The 18,185-nt window shown below is 60.4% G+C and carries 17 protein-coding genes and 1 pseudogene; 7 read left to right on the forward strand and 11 right to left on the reverse strand.

The window, feature by feature from the left end:
• Positions 1 to 10 precede the first annotated feature (10 nt).
• The 5 genes from ABQJ48_RS07935 to ABQJ48_RS07955 all read left to right on the forward strand — a co-directional run bounded on the left by ABQJ48_RS07935 (position 11) and on the right by ABQJ48_RS07955 (position 5,002).
• Positions 11 to 790, forward strand: a complete 780-nt coding sequence (locus ABQJ48_RS07935; protein WP_367837145.1) for an acetoacetate decarboxylase — start codon at positions 11 to 13, stop codon at positions 788 to 790.
• 15 nt (positions 791 to 805) lie between these two features.
• The gene (locus ABQJ48_RS07940; RefSeq protein WP_367837147.1) at positions 806 to 1,588 is read left to right on the forward strand and encodes a 3-hydroxybutyrate dehydrogenase; all 783 of its coding nucleotides are present in this window, start codon (positions 806 to 808) and stop codon (positions 1,586 to 1,588) included.
• Between the two features lie 10 nt (positions 1,589 to 1,598).
• Entirely contained in the window at positions 1,599 to 2,876 is a 1,278-nt protein-coding gene (locus ABQJ48_RS07945; RefSeq protein WP_367837148.1) for a DUF3734 domain-containing protein, read from the forward strand.
• Between the two features lie 330 nt (positions 2,877 to 3,206).
• Complete coding sequence (locus ABQJ48_RS07950) at positions 3,207 to 4,196, forward strand: LysR family transcriptional regulator (RefSeq protein WP_367837150.1); 990 nt, start codon at positions 3,207 to 3,209, stop codon at positions 4,194 to 4,196.
• A 98-nt stretch (positions 4,197 to 4,294) separates the two neighbouring features.
• Positions 4,295 to 5,002 (forward strand): nitroreductase, encoded by a 708-nt coding sequence (locus tag ABQJ48_RS07955; protein WP_367837151.1) that lies wholly within the window; start codon positions 4,295 to 4,297, stop codon positions 5,000 to 5,002.
• 323 nt (positions 5,003 to 5,325) lie between these two features.
• On the opposite strand, the gene ABQJ48_RS07960 is transcribed toward ABQJ48_RS07955, so the two are convergent.
• The 4 genes and pseudogenes from ABQJ48_RS07960 to ABQJ48_RS07975 all read right to left on the reverse strand — a co-directional run.
• Complete coding sequence (locus ABQJ48_RS07960; protein ID WP_367837425.1) at positions 5,326 to 5,877, reverse strand: 4-hydroxylaminobenzoate lyase; 552 nt, start codon at positions 5,875 to 5,877, stop codon at positions 5,326 to 5,328.
• Positions 5,878 to 6,019: 142 nt separating this feature from the next.
• Entirely contained in the window at positions 6,020 to 6,250 is a 231-nt protein-coding gene (locus ABQJ48_RS07965; RefSeq protein WP_367837153.1) for a hypothetical protein, read from the reverse strand.
• Positions 6,141 to 6,380 carry a hypothetical protein gene (locus ABQJ48_RS07970; RefSeq protein WP_367837427.1) on the reverse strand — a complete coding sequence of 80 codons (240 nt, stop codon included), beginning with the start codon at positions 6,378 to 6,380 and terminating at the stop codon, positions 6,141 to 6,143. The genes ABQJ48_RS07965 and ABQJ48_RS07970 overlap by 110 nt, the downstream gene beginning before the upstream one ends.
• Positions 6,380 to 6,646, reverse strand: a pseudogene (locus tag ABQJ48_RS07975) (oxidoreductase); the annotation flags it as partial. The pseudogene ABQJ48_RS07975 and the gene ABQJ48_RS07970, both read right to left, overlap by 1 nt.
• A gap of 973 nt (positions 6,647 to 7,619) precedes the next feature.
• On the opposite strand from ABQJ48_RS07975, the gene ABQJ48_RS07980 reads away from it, so the two are divergent.
• Entirely contained in the window at positions 7,620 to 8,612 is a 993-nt protein-coding gene (locus tag ABQJ48_RS07980; RefSeq protein ID WP_367837154.1) for a LacI family DNA-binding transcriptional regulator, read from the forward strand.
• Positions 8,613 to 8,730: 118 nt separating this feature from the next.
• On the opposite strand, the gene ABQJ48_RS07985 is transcribed toward ABQJ48_RS07980, so the two are convergent.
• Entirely contained in the window at positions 8,731 to 9,630 is a 900-nt protein-coding gene (locus ABQJ48_RS07985) for a LysR family transcriptional regulator (RefSeq protein ID WP_367837156.1), read from the reverse strand.
• A gap of 171 nt (positions 9,631 to 9,801) precedes the next feature.
• Here ABQJ48_RS07985 and ABQJ48_RS07990 point away from each other — a divergent pair, with 171 nt between their 5' ends.
• Positions 9,802 to 10,773 (forward strand): amidohydrolase family protein, encoded by a 972-nt coding sequence (locus ABQJ48_RS07990; RefSeq protein ID WP_367837158.1) that lies wholly within the window; start codon positions 9,802 to 9,804, stop codon positions 10,771 to 10,773.
• Positions 10,774 to 10,796: 23 nt separating this feature from the next.
• Here ABQJ48_RS07990 and ABQJ48_RS07995 read toward each other — a convergent pair whose 3' ends face one another.
• From ABQJ48_RS07995 to ABQJ48_RS08020, 6 genes are all read right to left on the reverse strand, one after another.
• Positions 10,797 to 11,195 carry a RidA family protein gene (locus ABQJ48_RS07995; protein ID WP_367837160.1) on the reverse strand — a complete coding sequence of 133 codons (399 nt, stop codon included), beginning with the start codon at positions 11,193 to 11,195 and terminating at the stop codon, positions 10,797 to 10,799.
• Between the two features lie 109 nt (positions 11,196 to 11,304).
• Positions 11,305 to 12,405 carry an alanine racemase gene (locus ABQJ48_RS08000; RefSeq protein ID WP_367837161.1) on the reverse strand — a complete coding sequence of 367 codons (1,101 nt, stop codon included), beginning with the start codon at positions 12,403 to 12,405 and terminating at the stop codon, positions 11,305 to 11,307.
• A gap of 35 nt (positions 12,406 to 12,440) precedes the next feature.
• On the reverse strand, positions 12,441 to 13,382 hold the full coding sequence (locus tag ABQJ48_RS08005; RefSeq protein WP_367837162.1) for a glutamate cyclase domain-containing protein: 942 nt from the start codon (positions 13,380 to 13,382) through the stop codon (positions 12,441 to 12,443).
• 46 nt (positions 13,383 to 13,428) lie between these two features.
• The gene (locus ABQJ48_RS08010) at positions 13,429 to 14,730 is read right to left on the reverse strand and encodes an MFS transporter (protein ID WP_367837163.1); all 1,302 of its coding nucleotides are present in this window, start codon (positions 14,728 to 14,730) and stop codon (positions 13,429 to 13,431) included.
• Between the two features lie 323 nt (positions 14,731 to 15,053).
• Entirely contained in the window at positions 15,054 to 16,337 is a 1,284-nt protein-coding gene (oxlT, locus tag ABQJ48_RS08015) for an oxalate/formate MFS antiporter (RefSeq protein ID WP_473094111.1), read from the reverse strand.
• Positions 16,338 to 16,473: 136 nt separating this feature from the next.
• Entirely contained in the window at positions 16,474 to 18,093 is a 1,620-nt protein-coding gene (locus ABQJ48_RS08020) for a gamma-glutamyltransferase family protein (protein ID WP_367837164.1), read from the reverse strand.
• Between the last annotated feature and the right edge of the window lie 92 nt (positions 18,094 to 18,185).

Genomic DNA, 18,185 nt, shown 5'->3' on the forward strand with positions numbered 1-18,185 from the left:
AAAAATTGTTGTGACACTCGATGAAATCCGCAAGAATGCGTTCGCAATGCCTGTGCACAATCCGGCTTATCCGCGTCCACCGTTTCGATTCCTCAACCGCGAATACTTCATCATTTCGTATGAGACCGACATCGATGCGGTTCGCGCGGTCGTGCCGGAGCCTTTGACGGTCGACAATGCGCTGGTCCACTACGAGTTCATCCGCATGCCGGATTCCTCCGGCTTTGGCGACTACACAGAGAGTGGCCAGGTCATTTCGGTCGTGGATGAAGACGGCCGGAAAGCCAGCTACACGCACGCAATGTATCTCGATGACGAAGGTCCAATTGCTGGCGGCCGGGAGATTTGGGGTTTCCCCAAAAAACTCGCTTCACCCCGTTTATCCGTTGACGGAAAGGACACGCTGCTGGGCACGCTCGACTATGGGACACAGCGGGTCGCGACTGGCACGATGGGCTACAAGTACCGCGCGCTCGATATTGAATCTGAACGCAAGAAACTCGCGGACACACCCAATTATCTGTTGAAGGTCATCCCCCATGTCGATGGCTCAGCGCGGATTTGTGAACTCGTGCGTTTCTACTTGCGCGACGTTTCCGTACTCGGTGCATGGGAAGGCCCCGCCGCGCTCGAACTGCACGCACATGCGTTGGCGCCGGTCGCCGACCTGCCTGTCAAAAGGGTAGTGGCCGCCAGGCACGTCATTGCAAACCTCACCCTCGATGTCGGCGAAGTCGCGTACGACTACCTGGCCCCCGCGGAAGCACTGAAGCTCGCAGTCAACCAATAATTCGAAGGAGCCACTATGTCGTTGCAAGGAAAAGTCGCGCTCGTGACGGGCGCCGCAAGCGGTATCGGTGAAGAATGCGCACGCAAACTCGCTTTGGACGGTGCGGCCGTCGTCATTGCGGACCTGAATCTGGCAAGCGCGCAGCAGGTCGCGGACAGTATCGTGGCCGCAGGTGGGAAAGCACTGGCGGTGCCAATGGACGTTACAAGCGAAGAAGCGGTCAATGCTGGTATCGAAGAAGCAGTGGACAAGCTCGGCAGTATCGACGTGCTGGTTTCGAACGCCGGTATTCAGATTGTCAACCCGATTGAAGACTACGCATACTCGGACTGGAAGAAGATGCTCGCCATTCATCTGGATGGCGCATTTCTGACCACCAAGGCCGCTATCCGGCACATGTACGCATCGGGTAAGGGCGGCTCCATCATCTACATGGGCTCGGTCCATTCACATGAAGCCTCGAAGCTGAAGTCGGCTTACGTCACCGCCAAGCACGGTCTGCTGGGGCTTGCGCGCGTGGTCGCGAAGGAAGGCGGCTCTCGTGGGGTGAGAGCGAACGTCGTATGTCCGGGCTTTGTCCGTACTCCATTGGTAGACAGGCAGATTCCGGAGCAGGCGAAAGCGCTTGGCATTTCGGAAGCCGAGGTCGTTAAGGACGTGATGCTAAAGGAAACTGTCGACGGCGAATTTACTACCGTAGCCGACGTTGCCAGAACGGTCGCTTTTCTGGCCGGGTTTGAATCGGCAGCACTGACCGGGCAATCGATTGTGGTCAGCCACGGTTGGTTCATGCAGTGAGGAGCCGACGATGCGCCGCAGTCAACGAAATACGTTAAAGCAATCGAATCGCCTGAAGCTACCTGCCTACGACCAAATCGGTCTGGTCCTGCAGGGCGGTGGCGCATTGGGTTCCTATCAGGCCGGCGTCTACGAAGGGCTTGCTGAAGTGGGTGTCGAACCCACCTGGATTTCGGGCATCTCGATTGGCGCCCTGAACACCGCCATCATCGCCGGCAATGCGCCCGAGGACCGCGTAGAAGCATTGCGCGGCTTCTGGAACACCATCTGTCAACCAGCGGACTTGCTCGGACACGTCGGTGCTCTGGTGCCAACAGCGTTAGGATTTCCGGACGTGGCTCGAAAATGGTCGAGCATGTGGGCTGCTGCTCGCGCTTTGACAGAAGGCCAGAAGGGCTTTTTCGCACCACGCCTGTCCGCACACATCGCCAGCATGACAAAGAAGCCGCCCACCGAGGTGAGCTTTTACGATACGACGGCCTTGCGTGCGACGCTCCTCAAGTACGCCAATTTCGACCGTATCAACGACGGCGGCGTTCGCGTCTCCGTTGGAGCGGTCAATGTTCGCACGGGCAATCTGGTGTACTTCGACAACGCGCAGACTCGCCTCGAACCGGAGCACTTCATGGCGTCTGGCGCGCTGCCGCCAGGCTTTCCGGCGGTAGAAATCGACGGAGAATATTACTGGGACGGAGGTCTGGTTTCAAATACGCCGCTTACTGAAATCGTTAGGGAATGCCAGGACAAGGATGCGCTGGTCTTCCAGGTTGACTTGTGGAGCGCAGGAGGAACGCAGCCTGGCGATTTTCTCGATGTCGCCGAGAGGACCAAGGACATTCAATACTCAAGCCGAACCCGCGCCATCACGGCCTTCGTGTCGCAAAGCCAAAGGCATGCTCGCCTGATCAAGGAACTGCTTGAACACATTCCAGAGAAAGTGCGGCGGACACACCCGCTAGTCAAACAGGCACAGAAAGTGGCAGACGGTGGTGCGCTCAATGTGGTTCACCTCATCTACAAGAACAAGTTTTTTGAAGGCCACTACAAGGACTACGAATTCAGCAACGACACGATGGCAGAACATTGGGCGAGCGGCCTGGAGGACATTCGACGCTCGTTCGGCAACCCTGAATGGTTCGAGATACCAAGTCATGACCTCGGCTTCGTTACGCATGATGTTCATCGCCACGGGACTGACGCGATTCCCGCTGCCGAGACGTCCATGCTGGCGCCGAAGACTCCAGAGTTACCTGACATGATGGCGAAAGAGCTGTCAGACGCCCATTAGAGTCGACAAACGAGCGTTACGTGCGAGGCGGCCTGACTTGTCGCGATCTCACTTTCCGATTCTCTCGACAGGTCAGCGAAGCTGATTGAGACTGGCGAGCGTTTGGTTGATCTTGCTGACATCGGCGATCCAATACGTGTGGATGCCGCACCGCCGGACGACTGAAGCTCGCATCCTGGATACGCGCAGTTGGAGGTTTGTGTTTGCCGGTCAACAAATGATATACATTGACGGGCCGATGTTTGATCAGAGCGAATTTCAGCGGTGGACCTGACGGCATTCGCATTGCGCCGTGGATAGGCTTGCCGAGGTAAAAGCAGAGCAACTGCGATGAATAATCTCGATTTGAATTTGCTGCGTGTGTTCGACGCGATCCTTCGAGAGCGGAACATTCTTCGTGCAAGCGAGGCCATCAATCTAAGCCCCTCGGCAGTCAGTCACGCGCTGTCGCGACTGCGAGCTTATCTCAACGATGACCTGTTCGTGCGAACGGTCACCGGCATGGAGCCGACGACCCGGGCGCTGGAGATGGCGCCGCTCGTACGCGACGCGCTCGTCGTCATCGACCGTGCAGTCGGACCGAAGCGATTCGACCCTGGCAGCTCGGAGAGACAATTCTGTATCGCGGCGACGGATTACATGACTGCGGCGGTGTTGCCACAGTTTTTCAGTGCGACGTCGATCGCGGCGCCGCAGGCTAGCGTGATGCTGTTGCCCGCGAGCAGGATCGACTTGACCGCGCAGATCGATGTCGGCCGCGTCGAGATTGCCCTTGGATCGTTTTCCAACGTGCCGCCCCGTATCCACGAGCAGACGTTGTTCGAAGAGCGGGACATGATGGTAATCGCCTCCGATCATCCACTCGCGGGACGAGAAATCAGCTTGAAGGAATTCGCCAGTTTGCCGTTGCTGGTTGTCTCCACAGGCGGGACCGAGGATGGCTTCGTATCCGAGCGAGGACTGACGCGCAGGACCGAGATGTTCGACCGTCCTGCTCTGATAACTGCGTTCGAATCCATTGGCAGAAGGCCGAAGTTCAGGATCGTCCAACCTCACTTCCTGGCAATCCCGAGTCTGTTAGTCGGGACTCAAATGGCTGCGATCGTGCCGGCGTCTCTCGCAAGGCTTTTCAGTCAGTCGGGCACGGTGTACGCGTCGGAATTGCCATGGCAGGCGACGGCCCGCGCCCTGCAGATGATCTGGCACGAACGGCACACCCCGGATCAAGGTCATACATGGCTCCGTACCATGTTGGCGGAAGTCGCGCGCAACGTAGAGACAGCAAGCGCCGAGTGGGCCCGTAGCGTGCGGGCGCACTGAAATGCATCTCATGCATTTTGCTCTTCGCAAAAATGCACTTCCGCAAGACGAAGTCCGGATGTAGCCTTTAGCGAAACTTTCGCTGAAGGGCTACCTAAATGTTCACCGACGATATCGAAACGACCCATGAATTGACCGAACTCGAGCAAATCATGATGAGTCGATTTGCCAATCGATTTTATTCAAAACGCGAAGTCGATCTTGCAATCGTTCACGGAATTCTTAATTCGGCACGGTTTGCGGGCACAGGTGCCAACGTGCAACCCTGGCGCGTACACGTCACCGCCGGCAACGCAAAACAACGACTGATCGATGCGGTCAGTGCAGCGCACGAGGCCTCGCCAGACGATTACTCGTCCGAGTATCGCTACCTTCCATCGGATTTGCCCGAACCGTTGGCGTCCCGTCGACGCGAATTCGGCGCGGTCTTCTTCGCTTCTCTTGGTATCGGCAAAAACGACGATGCAGCTCGCGCAGCTAACACCGCGCGGAATTGCCGATTCTTTGACGCGCCAGTCGCACTGATCTTTACGATCGATCGACGCCTCGAGAAAGGCAGCTGGCTGGATCTTGGCATGTTCATTCAGAACATCATGCTCGCGGCGAAGGCGCGCGGGCTGGACACGTGTACGCAGGAGTTCCTTTCGCGCTACCACGCAGTCATTCGCGCCAATCTCCCCCTCGGTCCAGAGGAGTTGGTGGTCTGCACGATGGCGATGGGTTACGGCGATCCGGAATGGGCCCGGCGACGGCCGCAAATGCCGAAGGCCCCTGTTGAAGCGTTCGCGTCGTTCCACGGATTCTGACTCTGAGCAGGGCTTGCGCAGTTGCGCATACCATGGGGGTGGCCAGTCGGGTTTGCCGCGTTGACTTCGAGGCGATCCCGATGCGATGGCCGTCGTCCCACCGCTGGCAGCATCAGAGTGATGTAATCGACGGAATGCTCGGCGATACGAGCGATGACGTGGCCAAGGCAGGCCACACAGTCAAGGTCGTTCAGTTGGCCGGCAACCAGCACCAACATGCCGAAAAGAATTCGCAGATGCCGAGGGGCAACTGTTTCGGAGACGTGTTTTGCCTATGCGTGGATTGCCGCAGGCCTCTTGTGAAACCCGCAGCACTCGTATAGTCAGCGATTGGACGGCTTGACGTCGTATGCGATTCGCCCGGCGGGCAGAAAAAACAAGGCAATCACCGCGCCGCCTTTCGCCTCCGGGAAGTGATGACTTCCCGGCGCAGGCGCGGTCCAGCCACCGAAACACCAACCGTTCGGCCCGGCCAGCGCTGCGCCCTCGTTGAGCGGCACGACCAGATTGAACTCGCCATAAGGATGCGCATGGTAATCGCCTCGGAACGCACCTTCCGGGTTGTCCTGCGTGTTATCTGTGCTGTCCATCAACACGGCGGTGATGCTGAAAAAGAATGTTTCCGCAGTTGGCGCGACAAGTCGCGCACGCCGATACTTCGGGCCGGCTATTTCGACGTCGGCGGCCCAGCCCTCTTTAACGCCCAATGTAATCAGGCGCGCGAGGTCCTTGTACAACTCGGTATCGACACCGTAGCGAGTGTTGAGCCATTGTTCGGCCTCTGCACCCGCCGTCATATCCTTTACTTCTTTCAGAAACGGCAGACAACGCGCGATGAGTTGCTCTTTGGAGCTCAAAGTGATGATGTCGGACATTCGCTTTCTCCTTGATTTGAAGCCTTGCACACGACCGTGGCTACATGTGTGCGGGAGGTGTTGCTTGACGGGCTTCAAGATGCCACATTGGAACTGCTAGATGAAGCGAATGTATTGCAGCATCCAACTGCATTTCATGCATTCATCTCCAACTACACCGATTCCGTCTGAGGTGCGTGAGCTGATGCCGAGCTATGAGCCCGTTTGAACGAGCAGCATGCGCTGATCGTCCAGCCAGATGCGGAACATTAGGAGGCCGGTTCTCAAGGACTTGTCGTTGCTCCACGAATAGCACGGAGGCGAGGGCGGCGAAGCCGGCCGTATTGTGAACAACGATGCCGCCGGCGAAGTCCCAATACTCCGCACTTGGCAAGGATGCCGTCCGAACTCCAAACCATGTGCACAAATGGGAAGTAAACCAGGACGAGCCACGTTGTGAGGAACAGAAAATAGGCCTTGAAAGTGACCCGGTTGGCAAACGCGCCGGGTCGTTGTGCAAAAATTCCGGAAGCAGATAGGTGGCAATTCCGTGCAACTCGACTCCGTCGAAGCCTGCGTCCCGCGCGAACCGTGTCCCACGCGCGTAGTCGCTGATAGTGCGCGCGATGTCGCCGAGCGTCATCGCCTTCGGCGTTGGCGATGTCTGAAAACCAGGGGGGTGAACACCTGCTGTTCGAGGCCGACTGCCGACGGACCAAGAGGCAGCGCGCCACCGAGCAGATCCGGATGCGATGCCGCGCCAAGGTGGCCAGTCTTTCCGGGCACAGATACCATCAGAGAGTTAATGCACTGCCTCCAGAACCGCACTGCTTCAGCACTCTATGACTGCGGCCATCTGGACTGTTTGACGACAACGTGCACCGAAAGATACGGTGAGTCTTGCGACCCGGCACGACGGGTGCCGGAATGGAAGGGGGCGGGAACTTGCCCGCTCAACTGCCGGCTCACTATGAGTGAGCTGCCGACAGTTGAATCTGTGGGGCGGAGGCGGAATATCTCGCTCAATCGGCCCCTTCCTGCGAATTCATGAACGGGATGACGCTGCCGTCGGGCTCGGCGGATGTTACATGCCGGGCGTATTTGCAGGCCATAAGGTGCTCCACGGCCGTCGCGGGTATTGCCGCTCGCGAAGTCACAGCGTAGGGGGTACCTAAGTAAGCGTTTTCTTGATGGCGTATACGTGTTACTCTTTAAAAATCGACCCGAATTGAGTCGAGCGGCGGGAAGATGAAAGCGCGTAGAAAGCGATTACTTCACTTGCGCGCTTGAGCGGACGCGGGCTGGGGCGCGTACCTATGACTCCTTTTTTTCAAAACCTCACCGCATGCTGGCGTCAAACGCGTGATGATCGCGAGCTTCAATCACGGCGGGAGTTCATCGACAGATCAGATGATCTCAATGCGCGCCGCGCCACCTGTTCGTACGGCTCAACCTGGCGAAGCGCTGCATCGATCAACCCGACTACAACTTCGCGATCTTGCACGGCGTGTCTGACAATGCGCAAAACCGCTGCAACAAAACCTGCGCCAGCTCGGCTATGCGCCGGAAGATGAAGTTCGACGCGCGCACGAACGGACCAATCAGGCGAGGGCCGGCGCCCGGCGGTGGCCATTTCTCGAAGTGCCGCGTTATAGTATGCCGGACAGGGCAGGCGCGATGATGCGCCTCGATATCGGGCAGGGTGCAAGTTGATCAACGAGACAAAGAAAAGAGCACCGCGTCGCAAATCGAACGCGATTTCCGTGGTCGATGTAGCGCGAGCGGCAGGGGTATCGACTGCGACCGTTTCGCGCGTGCTGAACGGTAATGCAAAGGTAGCGGCAGAACTGCAGAACCGGGTGCGCGCCATCGCGCAGGAACTCGGCTACACACCGCACGCCGCGGCGCGAGCGCTGGCTTCGCAACGGTCCAAAACGATCGGCGCGGTGATCCCGTCGCTGGAAAACCAGAACTTCGCCATCGGCGTGTTCGCGCTGCAAAAGCGCATCGGAGAAGCCGGTTATACATTGCTGCTTGGATGCTCGTACTACGACCAGGAAGATGAGTTGAAACAGGTCCGCGCGCTTATCGCGGATGGCATCGCCGGGCTGATGCTCGTGGGCCGTAGTCACTCGCCCGCGCTCTACGAACTGATCGAGAAGGAACGGATTCCGCTCGTCAACGGCTGGACGGTCGACCACGATTATCCGTATGTCGGATTCGACAACGTGGCGGTCGGCCGTCGCCTCGCCGACTATCTTCTCGATCTCGGGCACACGCGCTTCGGCATGATTACGCAGATGACACAGCATAGCGATCGCGCGGCGGATCGCATCATCGGCGTGCGCGCAGCGCTACAGTCGCGCGGGCTGCAGTTGCGCCACGAGCATTTGATCGAGATGCCGCACAAGATCATCGAAGGCCAGATGGCGATGAAGGCGCTGATGAGCGGCCCCGAACGTCCGACAGCCGTAATCTGCGGCACCGATCTGCTCGCAATCGGCGCGCTGGCCGAGGCGCGCGAATCGGGTATCGACGTGCCGGGCGACCTGTCGATCGCGGGCATCAACGACATCGAATTTTCCAGCTTCACGTCGCCGCCGCTGACGACCATGCGGCTCGCCGCCGATGAAATCGGCGCACGCAGCGCCGAGTATCTGCTCGCACGGATCGAAGGACGGCCCGTGAGTTCGCAGTACATCGTGCCGACCGACCTGATCGTGCGTGGCACGACGGCGCGTCCTCGCAACGTCTAGGTCGCCGGCGCGAAGCGTGGCGTCCATGACGAGGCGTTCGTTCAAGCGGCTCGGGGTGCCGCAACTGGCCATTCCAGTGTTGCTTCACCGCGCGCAATCGTCCGCGCGCTACCGCCGACTACGTCGGAATCAGCACGCGACTGCGCGCGAGCACCTCTTTTGCCAGCTCTACAATGGTATCGGCGCCGCTCAGGCACTCTTCCTGGTAGGCGACAAAGAATCCTTGCTGGGTGATCGGCCGTTCAGTGTTCAGCACGTGAATCAGCCCGGTGTCGATTTCCATGCGCATTATCGCGGGCGACAATACGGCCGCCGCATGTCCCGCCGCGACCAGCCGCGACATCATGGACAGCGAATTGCATGAGCTGATGTTGTCCGGATTGCAACCGGCGCTGCGGAACCAGTTCATCACCAGCGAATGGTTCGATGACGGTTGCGACACGGTGATGATCGGCACCGACGCAAGCTCATGGGGCGCGACATTGCAGTTGGGCACGAGTCCCGGCGACGCGACCCAGTGCAGATCGGTGTGGCCGATGGCGGTCTCGACCACGTGGGGCGCATTGGTTGAATCGTTGAGGATCGCTATGTCCAGTTCGTGCGCACCGAGCTTGCGTCCGAGTGCGACGCCCACATCGATCGTGAGTTCGATCTTCATCTGCGGATATCGCGTCTTGAGTTGCGTCAGTAGATCCGCAAGCCCCGCGTGGGCAATGGATTCGATCGCGCCAAGACGTAGCAGCCCGTACATGGGGTCGGGACGCTTCGCAATCCGTTCGAGCTTTTCGGCGAGCTGTAGCACCTGCTCCGCATTGGCGAGCGCGTCGCGGCCTGCAAGAGTGAGTTCGGAGTGCGTCCGGCTGCGGGTGAAGAGCTGCACGCCGAGATGGTCTTCGAACTCCTGGATGCGTGCCGAAATAGTCGGCTGCGTGAGGTGCTGATGACGCGCTGCCGCATGAAATCCGCCTAATCGCGCCACCCAATAAAACGTTTCAATTTGCTGAAGAGTAATACGCATGATCGAGGGTTGCTATCAGATGGCGTCGCTAACTTTGATTATCTCCCGGACAAATTGCGTTCGTATACTGAGGCACTCTTTTCGTCGCGTCAGAACATCGTACAGGATTGGTCATTTTGCAGCAGACCGGTCCGTCGTTCCCATTGACCCACCTGCCAAAGGAGATGACGATTGAAGCCAAACAAGCAAGGCCACCGTGATCTATCCCAACGCGGCGATGACCCGCGCCGCGACAACTGGACGCCAGGCCTCGCGACAACGCCGCCCGCATGCGGCGAATCTGCTTCTCCCGAGGAGCCGGCATGCGTTTGGCGCACCGGGCAGCCGCGCTTTTCCGTTCCACCGAAGACAACCGACAGTCATCACCACATCTACGATGCGCGGTATCCGGTCGATCCGTCAGCGCAATTGCTGCCGCCCGACGCGACGGTCGGCGACTATTGCGCCCTGCAGCGCACGCTGGGCGTCGAACGACACGTGGTCGTTCAACCGTCGACATATGGAACCGACAACCGTTGCCTGCTCGACGCCCTGTCGCAGTTTGGAAAGACGGCCCGCGGCATTGCGACCGTGCCCGACACCGTGACGGATGGTGAGCTGGCCGGTCTTCACGATATGGGTGTACGCGGCTTGCGCTTCAACCTCGAATACCTGGTCGGCGTCGAAGTATCGATGATGCACTCGCTCTCGAAGCGGATCGAACCGTTTGGCTGGCACATTCAGGTCAATGCCACCGCTGCGCAGCTACTCGCGCATCGGCAGTTGCTTGCGAGTCTGTCGTCGCCGCTCGTGATCGATCATATGGGGCAGATCCCGCAACCGGGCGGGGTGGAGCATGCCGCATTCCGGATGATCGAGGCGCTGTTAGCCGGCGGCCGTACCTGGGTCAAACTGAGTGGTCCCTATCTTGCGTCGCGAAGCGGAGCGCCGGTCTACGCCGACGCCGGGATGGTCGCACTCAGGTTAACCCAACTTGCCGCGGACCGGATGCTGTGGGGATCGGACTGGCCTCATCCGACGCAAGCGGCCGACAACAAGCCGGACGCTGCATGCTTGCTGGACGATCTGACGCTGTGGATACCCGATGAATCGACGCGGCATCGAATTCTCGTTGAGAATCCTGCGAGGCTTTACGGCTTTTAGCGGGGGTGCGGCGCGCGGGCTGTTCAGCGTTTGCCGATGTAGGCAACCATGTCGATCTCCACCAACACACCCTGCAGACCGGCTTGCAAGGTTGTTCGCGCCGGCTTGTGCTGGCCAAACCAACTCGCATAGAGCGCGTTGAAGCGGCTAAAGAGCGTCAAGTCGGTCAGATAGACCGTAACCTTGACGACGTCCTCCCGTCCCGCGCCGGCGGCGGCCAGCACCCGCTCGACATTGGCGAGCGTTGCACGGGTCTGCTCTTCGATCGAGTCGCCGATCACCTTCCGGTCGGCGTCGCGCGGCGTCTGGCCGGACAGGAAGACGAAGTCGCCCGCGATCATCGCGGAAGAATAGTGCCCGCCTGGATTGAAGGCGGTTGGATTGACGCTGCGCAATGCGCGGCCCGTGGCACTGTCGTTCATGTTTTCCCTTCGCGTAGATGCGGTGTTGTTACGAGTTGCCGCACGACGTGCGTAGCTGCATCGCGTTGCGTTGCTTCAAGCGACATTTAGCCGCTGCCGGGCTCGCGGCCTATCGACGGCTCCCGAGTTGCTCTCGCACTTCCCACCACCCTTCGGTGTTAAGCACCATCGCGCGGGGGTAGAGATAGGCAGTCGTGCAAGCGTGGCGCGGCAATAACATCACCCGGTTGCCGACTGCCAGATCGGTGTTTTCAACAACGACGTGCTCTTCGCTCATCATGACGATCTTGCCGTCCCAGCGAAAGCGCTCGGCCAGCGGCTTGTCGGGCGAGATGGCCTTCGAGCCCGCATCGAGCGTGACGGTCGAGCCGTTGCGTGCAATCACCGTTGCCAGGACATACGCGCTTGGCGTCCAGCCGAGTTCGGGCAGATCCAGGTCGTGCTGAGCGCTTGAATAGGTCCAACTGCCCGGCGATACGAAGTCGGCGAGTGTGCGTGGCCACAAATCGAACGTATAACTGCCCCCGGCGATGAGCCTTGTCGACAGTCCCTCGGCATCGGCGGCGCGCGTCAGCGCCGTGACTTTCTCCACGATGGCAGCCACCCGCGTGCGGCGTGTGGCAGTGTCGAGATCATGAATGTGACCGTCGTAGACATGCCATCCTCCAAAGCAGCCGATTGCGGCCAGTTCACGGGCCAATTGCAGCGTTGCCGTTGCTATCGGCGCTCCGGTTCTGCCCATGCCGGCATCCAGATCGACAAGCAGCGCGAGATTGGGCAATTGCGCCCCGTTGGTCGCCAGTCGCCACGCGGCTGCGCCCGCCGCCGAATCGACGAGCGCGTCGACCCGTGCGGCAGGATGAGCATGCGCCAGCGCTAGCAAGGTACGGATATGCGCGCGGTTGACCGTCGGATACGCCCATACAACGTGTTTCGCCCCGGCCTCGAGCACCATCGCCACTTCGGCCACGGTAGCGGCCTTGAAGGCTGTCACGCCTTCGCGAATCAGTCTCTCGACGACCCATCCGGCGCGATGCGTCTTCACATGCGGCATGAGCCGCTCCACCCCTCCACACGCACGGGCGGTCGCATGCAAGTTATCGACGATGCCGCGCTCGGATACGATGAAACACGGTGTCTTCAGCTCTTCTGGCAAGCTGGCAGCCCACGACGGCGCTCGTTTGAGCGTGATACTCGAAAGGTCGGACATGAGTGGTACGTCAAGAAATTAAGAGGGCAGCGCGCTCACGCGTGCGACGGCGCTGCGAGGTATCCGTCGACGTGCGCCCTAAGTTGACTCAGCACTTCTGCATGCTGCTCCCACGAGAGCCGGTCCACGCTCATCTTCGGCGTCGCGGGGCGGTCGACGCGGCTATCGTCAACCGCCTGCCCGACGTCGACGGCCGCCACGAGATACGCCCGGTCGCGTTCCGGCGTGAAATCGGCGAGCAGACGCGCCGCTGCGTCTCGCGGCGCGACCATCGCCATCGCGGATACCAATCCCCAGCCGCCCCAGTTCGAGACGCTGGAAACGATCAGATAGTCCGCGGGAATGGCCGCGCTGATCAACGGGCCGTTGGGAATGTCATCGTGGACAATTTGCTCGGGCAGCACGCCCATGCCGATTTCATTGCCGCCGTCGCCGATGCCGATCGTGACCCACGGACGCGACCACTCGGGATCTTCGAACAGAAGATGCAGCGGAGCGGTATCGTCGGACATGTCCGCACCGTACTCGCGGTGCGGCTTGCCGTCGCTCGCGGGCGACACCCGCTCGATAGCGATCATATGCGTGACCGGGCGTTCAGCCTCGCTTAGCCGGGCTCTGAGCGACTTGACCGATGCCGCGCTCACCGAGGTGATCTCGAACGCCACATCTTTCGGCAATTCCGTGGTGACTGCCCACACCGCCTTGCAGCATGGCGCGTCCGAGATCACCGTCACCGGGATGCCGAGGTTCGAAAGTGCGGCGGCCAGATGGGCCATGCCCCCCAGCCCGTCCGTCTCCGGCGAGGGCGGGACGGCATTGCGTATGAAGAAGCCCGTCACGATTCCGACGTGGGCGTTCGGCGTGCTCATGATCGAACGCGCAGCCGCTTCCAGCTGACCTTCAACGAACCGCTTCATGCGGCCAATGTCACGCCGGACGGTTTGGCCAATGATGTCTTCGACTTTTGCTATTCCCATTTCCAGTCTCAGTGGCAATGATGCTGAGGTGAGGCGCGGCGATCGGTCAGACCGGAATCTTCGTTTCGTAATCGATTCCGATTGAGCAGAGCAGCAGGCCGACGCCCATTGCGGCGAAACACATCAGCGCGAGGAAATACGAGCCCGTGAATTGAACGATTGCGCCGATCGCAATCGGAATCACCATGCCGCCGATATTCCCGCCGAAGTTGAGCAGACCGCCGAGCGTGCCTACCTTGTTGCGCGAGGCGAGCATCGCGGGGATCGACCAGTACAGACCGCCCCACCGCAGAAAAAAGAGCGTGACGGATAGCAGGATCACGACCATGGTGGGGCTCGTCGCATGCGCCACCGAAAACACCGCGATCGTGGCAACCACGCCGGCGATACCGAAGAAAGTGCGCATAACGCGGTTCGGCGCGGCACCGCTGGCGAGCCATTTGTCAGCGACGTAGGCACCGGAAAGTTCGCCGATGAAGCCGCAGAAGAAGATCACGAAGCTGGCGCCGCCCATTTGCTGAATGTTGAAGCCCTGTACTTTCTGCAGATAGGTGGGCATCCAGGTCAACAGTCCGTAGTAAAGCGTCGTGCAACACATGAATCCGACGAACATCAGCCACACTGAGCGATACCTGAAGAAATCGAGCGTGTTGCCCGACAGGTCCTTGCCTTCCTTTTCATCTTCCGTGCGCCGGGCCTGTTCGATGTGTTCGGCTTCGGCTTCATTCACCCCGGCGTGATCGCGCGGTTGATTCTTGATGTAGTACCAGGCGCCGATGCCGCACAGGATCGTACCGACGCCGGCGATCGCGAACGCTGTGCGCCATGAGTGCGCGACCACGATCAGCCACGTGATCAGTACCGATCCGATCGCTGCGCCGAGCGGCGAGCCGCCGTCCATCAGCGATGCGCCACGGACCCGCTCATGCTGCGTGAGCCACATGGCGTTGAGCGCACCTCCGGCCGACGCCACGGGCGCTTCTGCCACCCCGAGTCCGAGCCTCGTCGCGAGCAAGGACATCGCATTGGTCGTCAACGCCCCAAGTCCCTGGAAGGCGCCCCAAAGCAAAGTGCACAGCGCGAGGACCAGTCGCGGCTTGAAGCGGTCGACTGCCATGCCGCCTGGAATCTGCATCAGCGTGTATGACCAGAAGAACGAACTCATGATGAGGCCCTGCATCACCGGCGTAAGCGTGAACTCGCTTGCGATCATTGGCATCGCGACGGACAGCGACGCACGATCGATGTAGTTGACGGTAACCAGCAGCAACATGATGAAGAAAATTTTCCAGCGAACCGATGTCTTCGGCTGGGCGTACGCCACGACCGCTGCAGGTACTCCACTCATGCCTGTTCTCCTGATTCGCTGTTGGAAAGTCAGATACGCGCCGCGCGGGTTGCGCCTCGGCGATGTATGCAATGGCCGTCTGCCACGCTGCAGATGGCCGTTTCATGCTGGTGTATTCGAGTATAGGTGCGCGGACCTGAGTGGAGATAATCGAAAGTGACCCGCGCTGTCGATAGAAATCGGTGATCAGGTGTGCTACGGCTCGGTGCTGGTTCCTTCCGCGCGGCATCAGTAGACGCAAGGGTCGCTTCGACAGCGACCCTGTGTTCAGGTGTTGGGAAAAGCCTCGCTTGCCGACGAGATGTCGCCCGCGAATAGACGTGCTATCCCTGCGCTCCTGCAAAACGCGCGCGCGCCGGCTTCAACATGAACAGCGCGAGCACAGCGGTGCTCAGATCGAGCACGATCGCGCATCCGAATACCGGCACCCAGCTTCCGGTGTGTTGATGCAGCAGCGCGGCCAGCGGGCCGCCGAAGATCGAGCCGATTCCGAACGAGATATAAAGCCAGCCATAGTTCGCGGTGGCATAACGGGTACCGAACGTGTCGGTCAGGGTCGAAGGGAACAGCGAAAAAATCTCCCCCCAACCAAAGAACACCACGCCGGAGAGCAGCACGAACAGAACCGCGTTGTCGCGCGTCATTAGCCAGAGCGCCATCGCCACGCCTTCTAGTGCGAACGCGAAACACATCGTGTATTCGCGACCCAGGCGATCCGATATCCAGCCGAACAGCGGACGGGTCAGACCGTTCGTGAAGCGGTCGATGGTCAGTGCCAGCGGCAACGCGGCGAGTCCGAAGACGAGTACCTTGCTGACGCCGAAATCAGCGGCGAAGCTTGCCATCTGCGACGTGACCATGAGGCCTGAAGTGGACATCATCGTCATCATCACGAACATCATCCAGAACAGCGGCGTCTTCAGCATCTCGGACGGCCGGTAGTCGCGCTTGCCGACCGCTGTGCGCGAAACGGCCGAGCCTATACTGTCCGCCGCGGGCGGTACGCGCAGGCCCTGCGAGGCGAGCAGGCCGATCACTGCGAAGATGATGCCATACAGCCACAGCGTGGATTCGACGCCGCGCGTCGCCAGCGATGCAGAGATCGGAAAGGTGGTGACAATGGCGCCCATGCCGTAGCCTGCGGCCGCTACACCAGCGGCGAAGCCGCGTCGATCGGGAAACCAGCGAACCACGAACCCGACGACACCGACATAGACGATGCCGGTACCGAGACCGCCAATGACGCCGTAAGTGAGGTACAGCATCGACGTAGTGTGCGCATACGAAGCCAACACCCAGCTCACGCCTGCCAGCAACGTACCGATCGAGATCAGCATACGCGGCCCGAAGCGATCAATCAGCGCGCCTTGGAAGGGTGAAAAAAACGCCTGCAGCAGCACCAGCAGTGAGAATGTCACTTGCAGTTCCGGCAGTGCGATGCCGAGCTTGGCCATAAGCGGCTTCGTCATCAGCGTCCATACATATTGCGGACTGGAAATCGTCATCATGCAAACAAGACCGAGTCCAAGCTGGATCCAGCGAGTATGCGCGGCTATTTGCGCACTGGGCGAGGCGGCGCCATTCAGTGATTGCGTGCGGGTGTTCAATGTGTTTCTCCGTTTCGGATTGAAGTATCGACAGATGGACGGACGTGCGCCGTCCTTGCCGTCGGCACGAACGCTCGCGGGTCGTTGATTCAAAAAGGTGCGGGCGCAGCGGCCGCCCGCGCTCTAGCCGGCGCGCCTACCAGCCGGCCGCGGCCCCGTCGCTGCGGGGGTCGTAGCCTGCTTCCAGACATCCGTTGCTGTGCCGGACGATCGCGCCGGCGTGGCCCATTGCTTCGTCGTACGACCGCATCTGCTCGACGTCATGGCCGAGACGACGCAGCGCATTGAATGTCTCGACGGGAAACCGCGCCTCCAGCTTGAGCGATTCATTGGTTTGCCCCCAGGTTCGACCCAGCAGCCAGCGAGGCGCATCGATAGCGGCTTGCGGATTCCAGCCGAAGTGCGCGATCCGCGAAAACACGGCGCTTTGCGATTGCGGCTGGCCGTCCCCGCCCATGTTTCCGTACACCATCGTGCGTCCATCGGTAAAGCGCGCGAGTGCCGGATTCAGCGTGTGAAATGGCCGTCGCCCCGGAGAAAGTGGATTGCGCGCGGATGGATCGAGCGAGAAGCTACAGCCGCGGTTTTGCCAGTTGATGCCGGAATCGGGAAGCACCAGGCCGCTGCCGAACTCGTGATAGATGCTCTGTATGAAGCTGACCGCCACGCCATCGGCGTCGATCACGCCGAGCCATACCGTGTCGGCCGGTCCGAGACCACGACCCCACGGAGCTGCAGCCGACATCGAAATCCGCTCGGCCATCGCGTCGAGCACTCGCGGTGCAAGCAGCGCCTGTGGATCGATCTCCATGTGATCGGGGTCGGTGATGTGCTTGTCGCGTATGGCGAACGCGAGCTTGGTCGCCTCCACGCACGCGTGGACGTACTCGGGCCCGAGCGGATCCATGTCGTCGCGCAAGACACGGTCGAGCACCCCGAGAATCTGCAGCGATACGAGTCCTTGTGTGGGCGGCGGCATGTTGTAGATCGTGCCGAGCGAATGCGTGAGTGCCAGTGGCTTGCGCAGCCGTGCCTGATGCTGTTCCAGGTCCGCTAGCGACAGTGGACTTTCAAGAGCATGCAGGTCCGCCGCGATGCTGCGGGCGAGGTCGCCCCGGTAGAAGTCGTCGAGACCCGCGTGGGCGAGACGCTCGAGCGTCGCGGCGAGGCGTGGCTGCACAAAGCGCTCGCCGACGGCGGGCACGCCCAAAGGGTTGTCGCTCGTCAGAAACGTCTGGGCGAACCCCGGGACTAAATGGAGTTCCTGCTGCTTGAGCGCGATGCATTCGGACTGACTGCGCGTCACCGGAATACCGCTTCCGGTGTAGGCGATTGCATCTTCGAGCAGGCGCGCGATCGGCAGCTTTCCGCCGAGTGTGTCAGTCGACCAGCGATGCGCCAGCGACCAGCCCGACACCGTTCCGGCCACCGTATTCGCCGCCAGCGGGCCGCGAAACGGGATGGATTGGAGGCCGCGTGCGCGGTAGGCGTCGATCGTCGCCGCCGATGCCGCCGCTCCACACGCCTCGATGCCGATGGGCTCTTCGCCCGGCCGCGAAATCAACCAGAAGCCGTCGCCGCCGATGCTGTTCATATGCGGATACACCGCTGCGATGGTTGCCGCCGCGGAGATCATGGCCTCGACGGCATTGCCTCCGTCGCGCAGGATCGCGAGTGCGCTTTGCGACGCCAGCGCATGGGGTGTGACTGCCATCCCGCGGATGCCCCGCACAGGATTTAGAGATTCTGCTGACATGTTTCCTCGAAAATCGATCGATCATTGCTCACCACCCAACCGCTACGGTTCGCATGATCACGTGATACTGGCTGCACACAACGAAGCTCGCA

It is taken from the genome of Paraburkholderia suaedae, from assembly GCF_040812055.1.
GTDB lineage: Bacteria > Pseudomonadota > Gammaproteobacteria > Burkholderiales > Burkholderiaceae > Paraburkholderia.

What these genes read in the sequence shown, in the direction of transcription:
- ABQJ48_RS08005 (WP_367837162.1), bottom strand. Translation starts at nt 13,382, where the DNA reads ATGGGAATAGCAAAAGTCGAAGACATCATTGGCCAAACCGTCCGGCGT.
- ABQJ48_RS08000 (WP_367837161.1), bottom strand. Translation starts at nt 12,405, where the DNA reads ATGTCCGACCTTTCGAGTATCACGCTCAAACGAGCGCCGTCGTGGGCT.
- ABQJ48_RS08020 (WP_367837164.1), bottom strand. Translation starts at nt 18,093, where the DNA reads ATGTCAGCAGAATCTCTAAATCCTGTGCGGGGCATCCGCGGGATGGCA.
- ABQJ48_RS07945 (WP_367837148.1), top strand. Translation starts at nt 1,599, where the DNA reads ATGCGCCGCAGTCAACGAAATACGTTAAAGCAATCGAATCGCCTGAAG.
- ABQJ48_RS07950 (WP_367837150.1), top strand. Translation starts at nt 3,207, where the DNA reads ATGAATAATCTCGATTTGAATTTGCTGCGTGTGTTCGACGCGATCCTT.
- ABQJ48_RS07995 (WP_367837160.1), bottom strand. Translation starts at nt 11,195, where the DNA reads ATGAACGACAGTGCCACGGGCCGCGCATTGCGCAGCGTCAATCCAACC.
- ABQJ48_RS07955 (WP_367837151.1), top strand. Translation starts at nt 4,295, where the DNA reads ATGTTCACCGACGATATCGAAACGACCCATGAATTGACCGAACTCGAG.
- ABQJ48_RS07985 (WP_367837156.1), bottom strand. Translation starts at nt 9,630, where the DNA reads ATGCGTATTACTCTTCAGCAAATTGAAACGTTTTATTGGGTGGCGCGA.
- ABQJ48_RS07960 (WP_367837425.1), bottom strand. Translation starts at nt 5,877, where the DNA reads ATGTCCGACATCATCACTTTGAGCTCCAAAGAGCAACTCATCGCGCGT.
- ABQJ48_RS07940 (WP_367837147.1), top strand. Translation starts at nt 806, where the DNA reads ATGTCGTTGCAAGGAAAAGTCGCGCTCGTGACGGGCGCCGCAAGCGGT.
- ABQJ48_RS08010 (WP_367837163.1), bottom strand. Translation starts at nt 14,730, where the DNA reads ATGAGTGGAGTACCTGCAGCGGTCGTGGCGTACGCCCAGCCGAAGACA.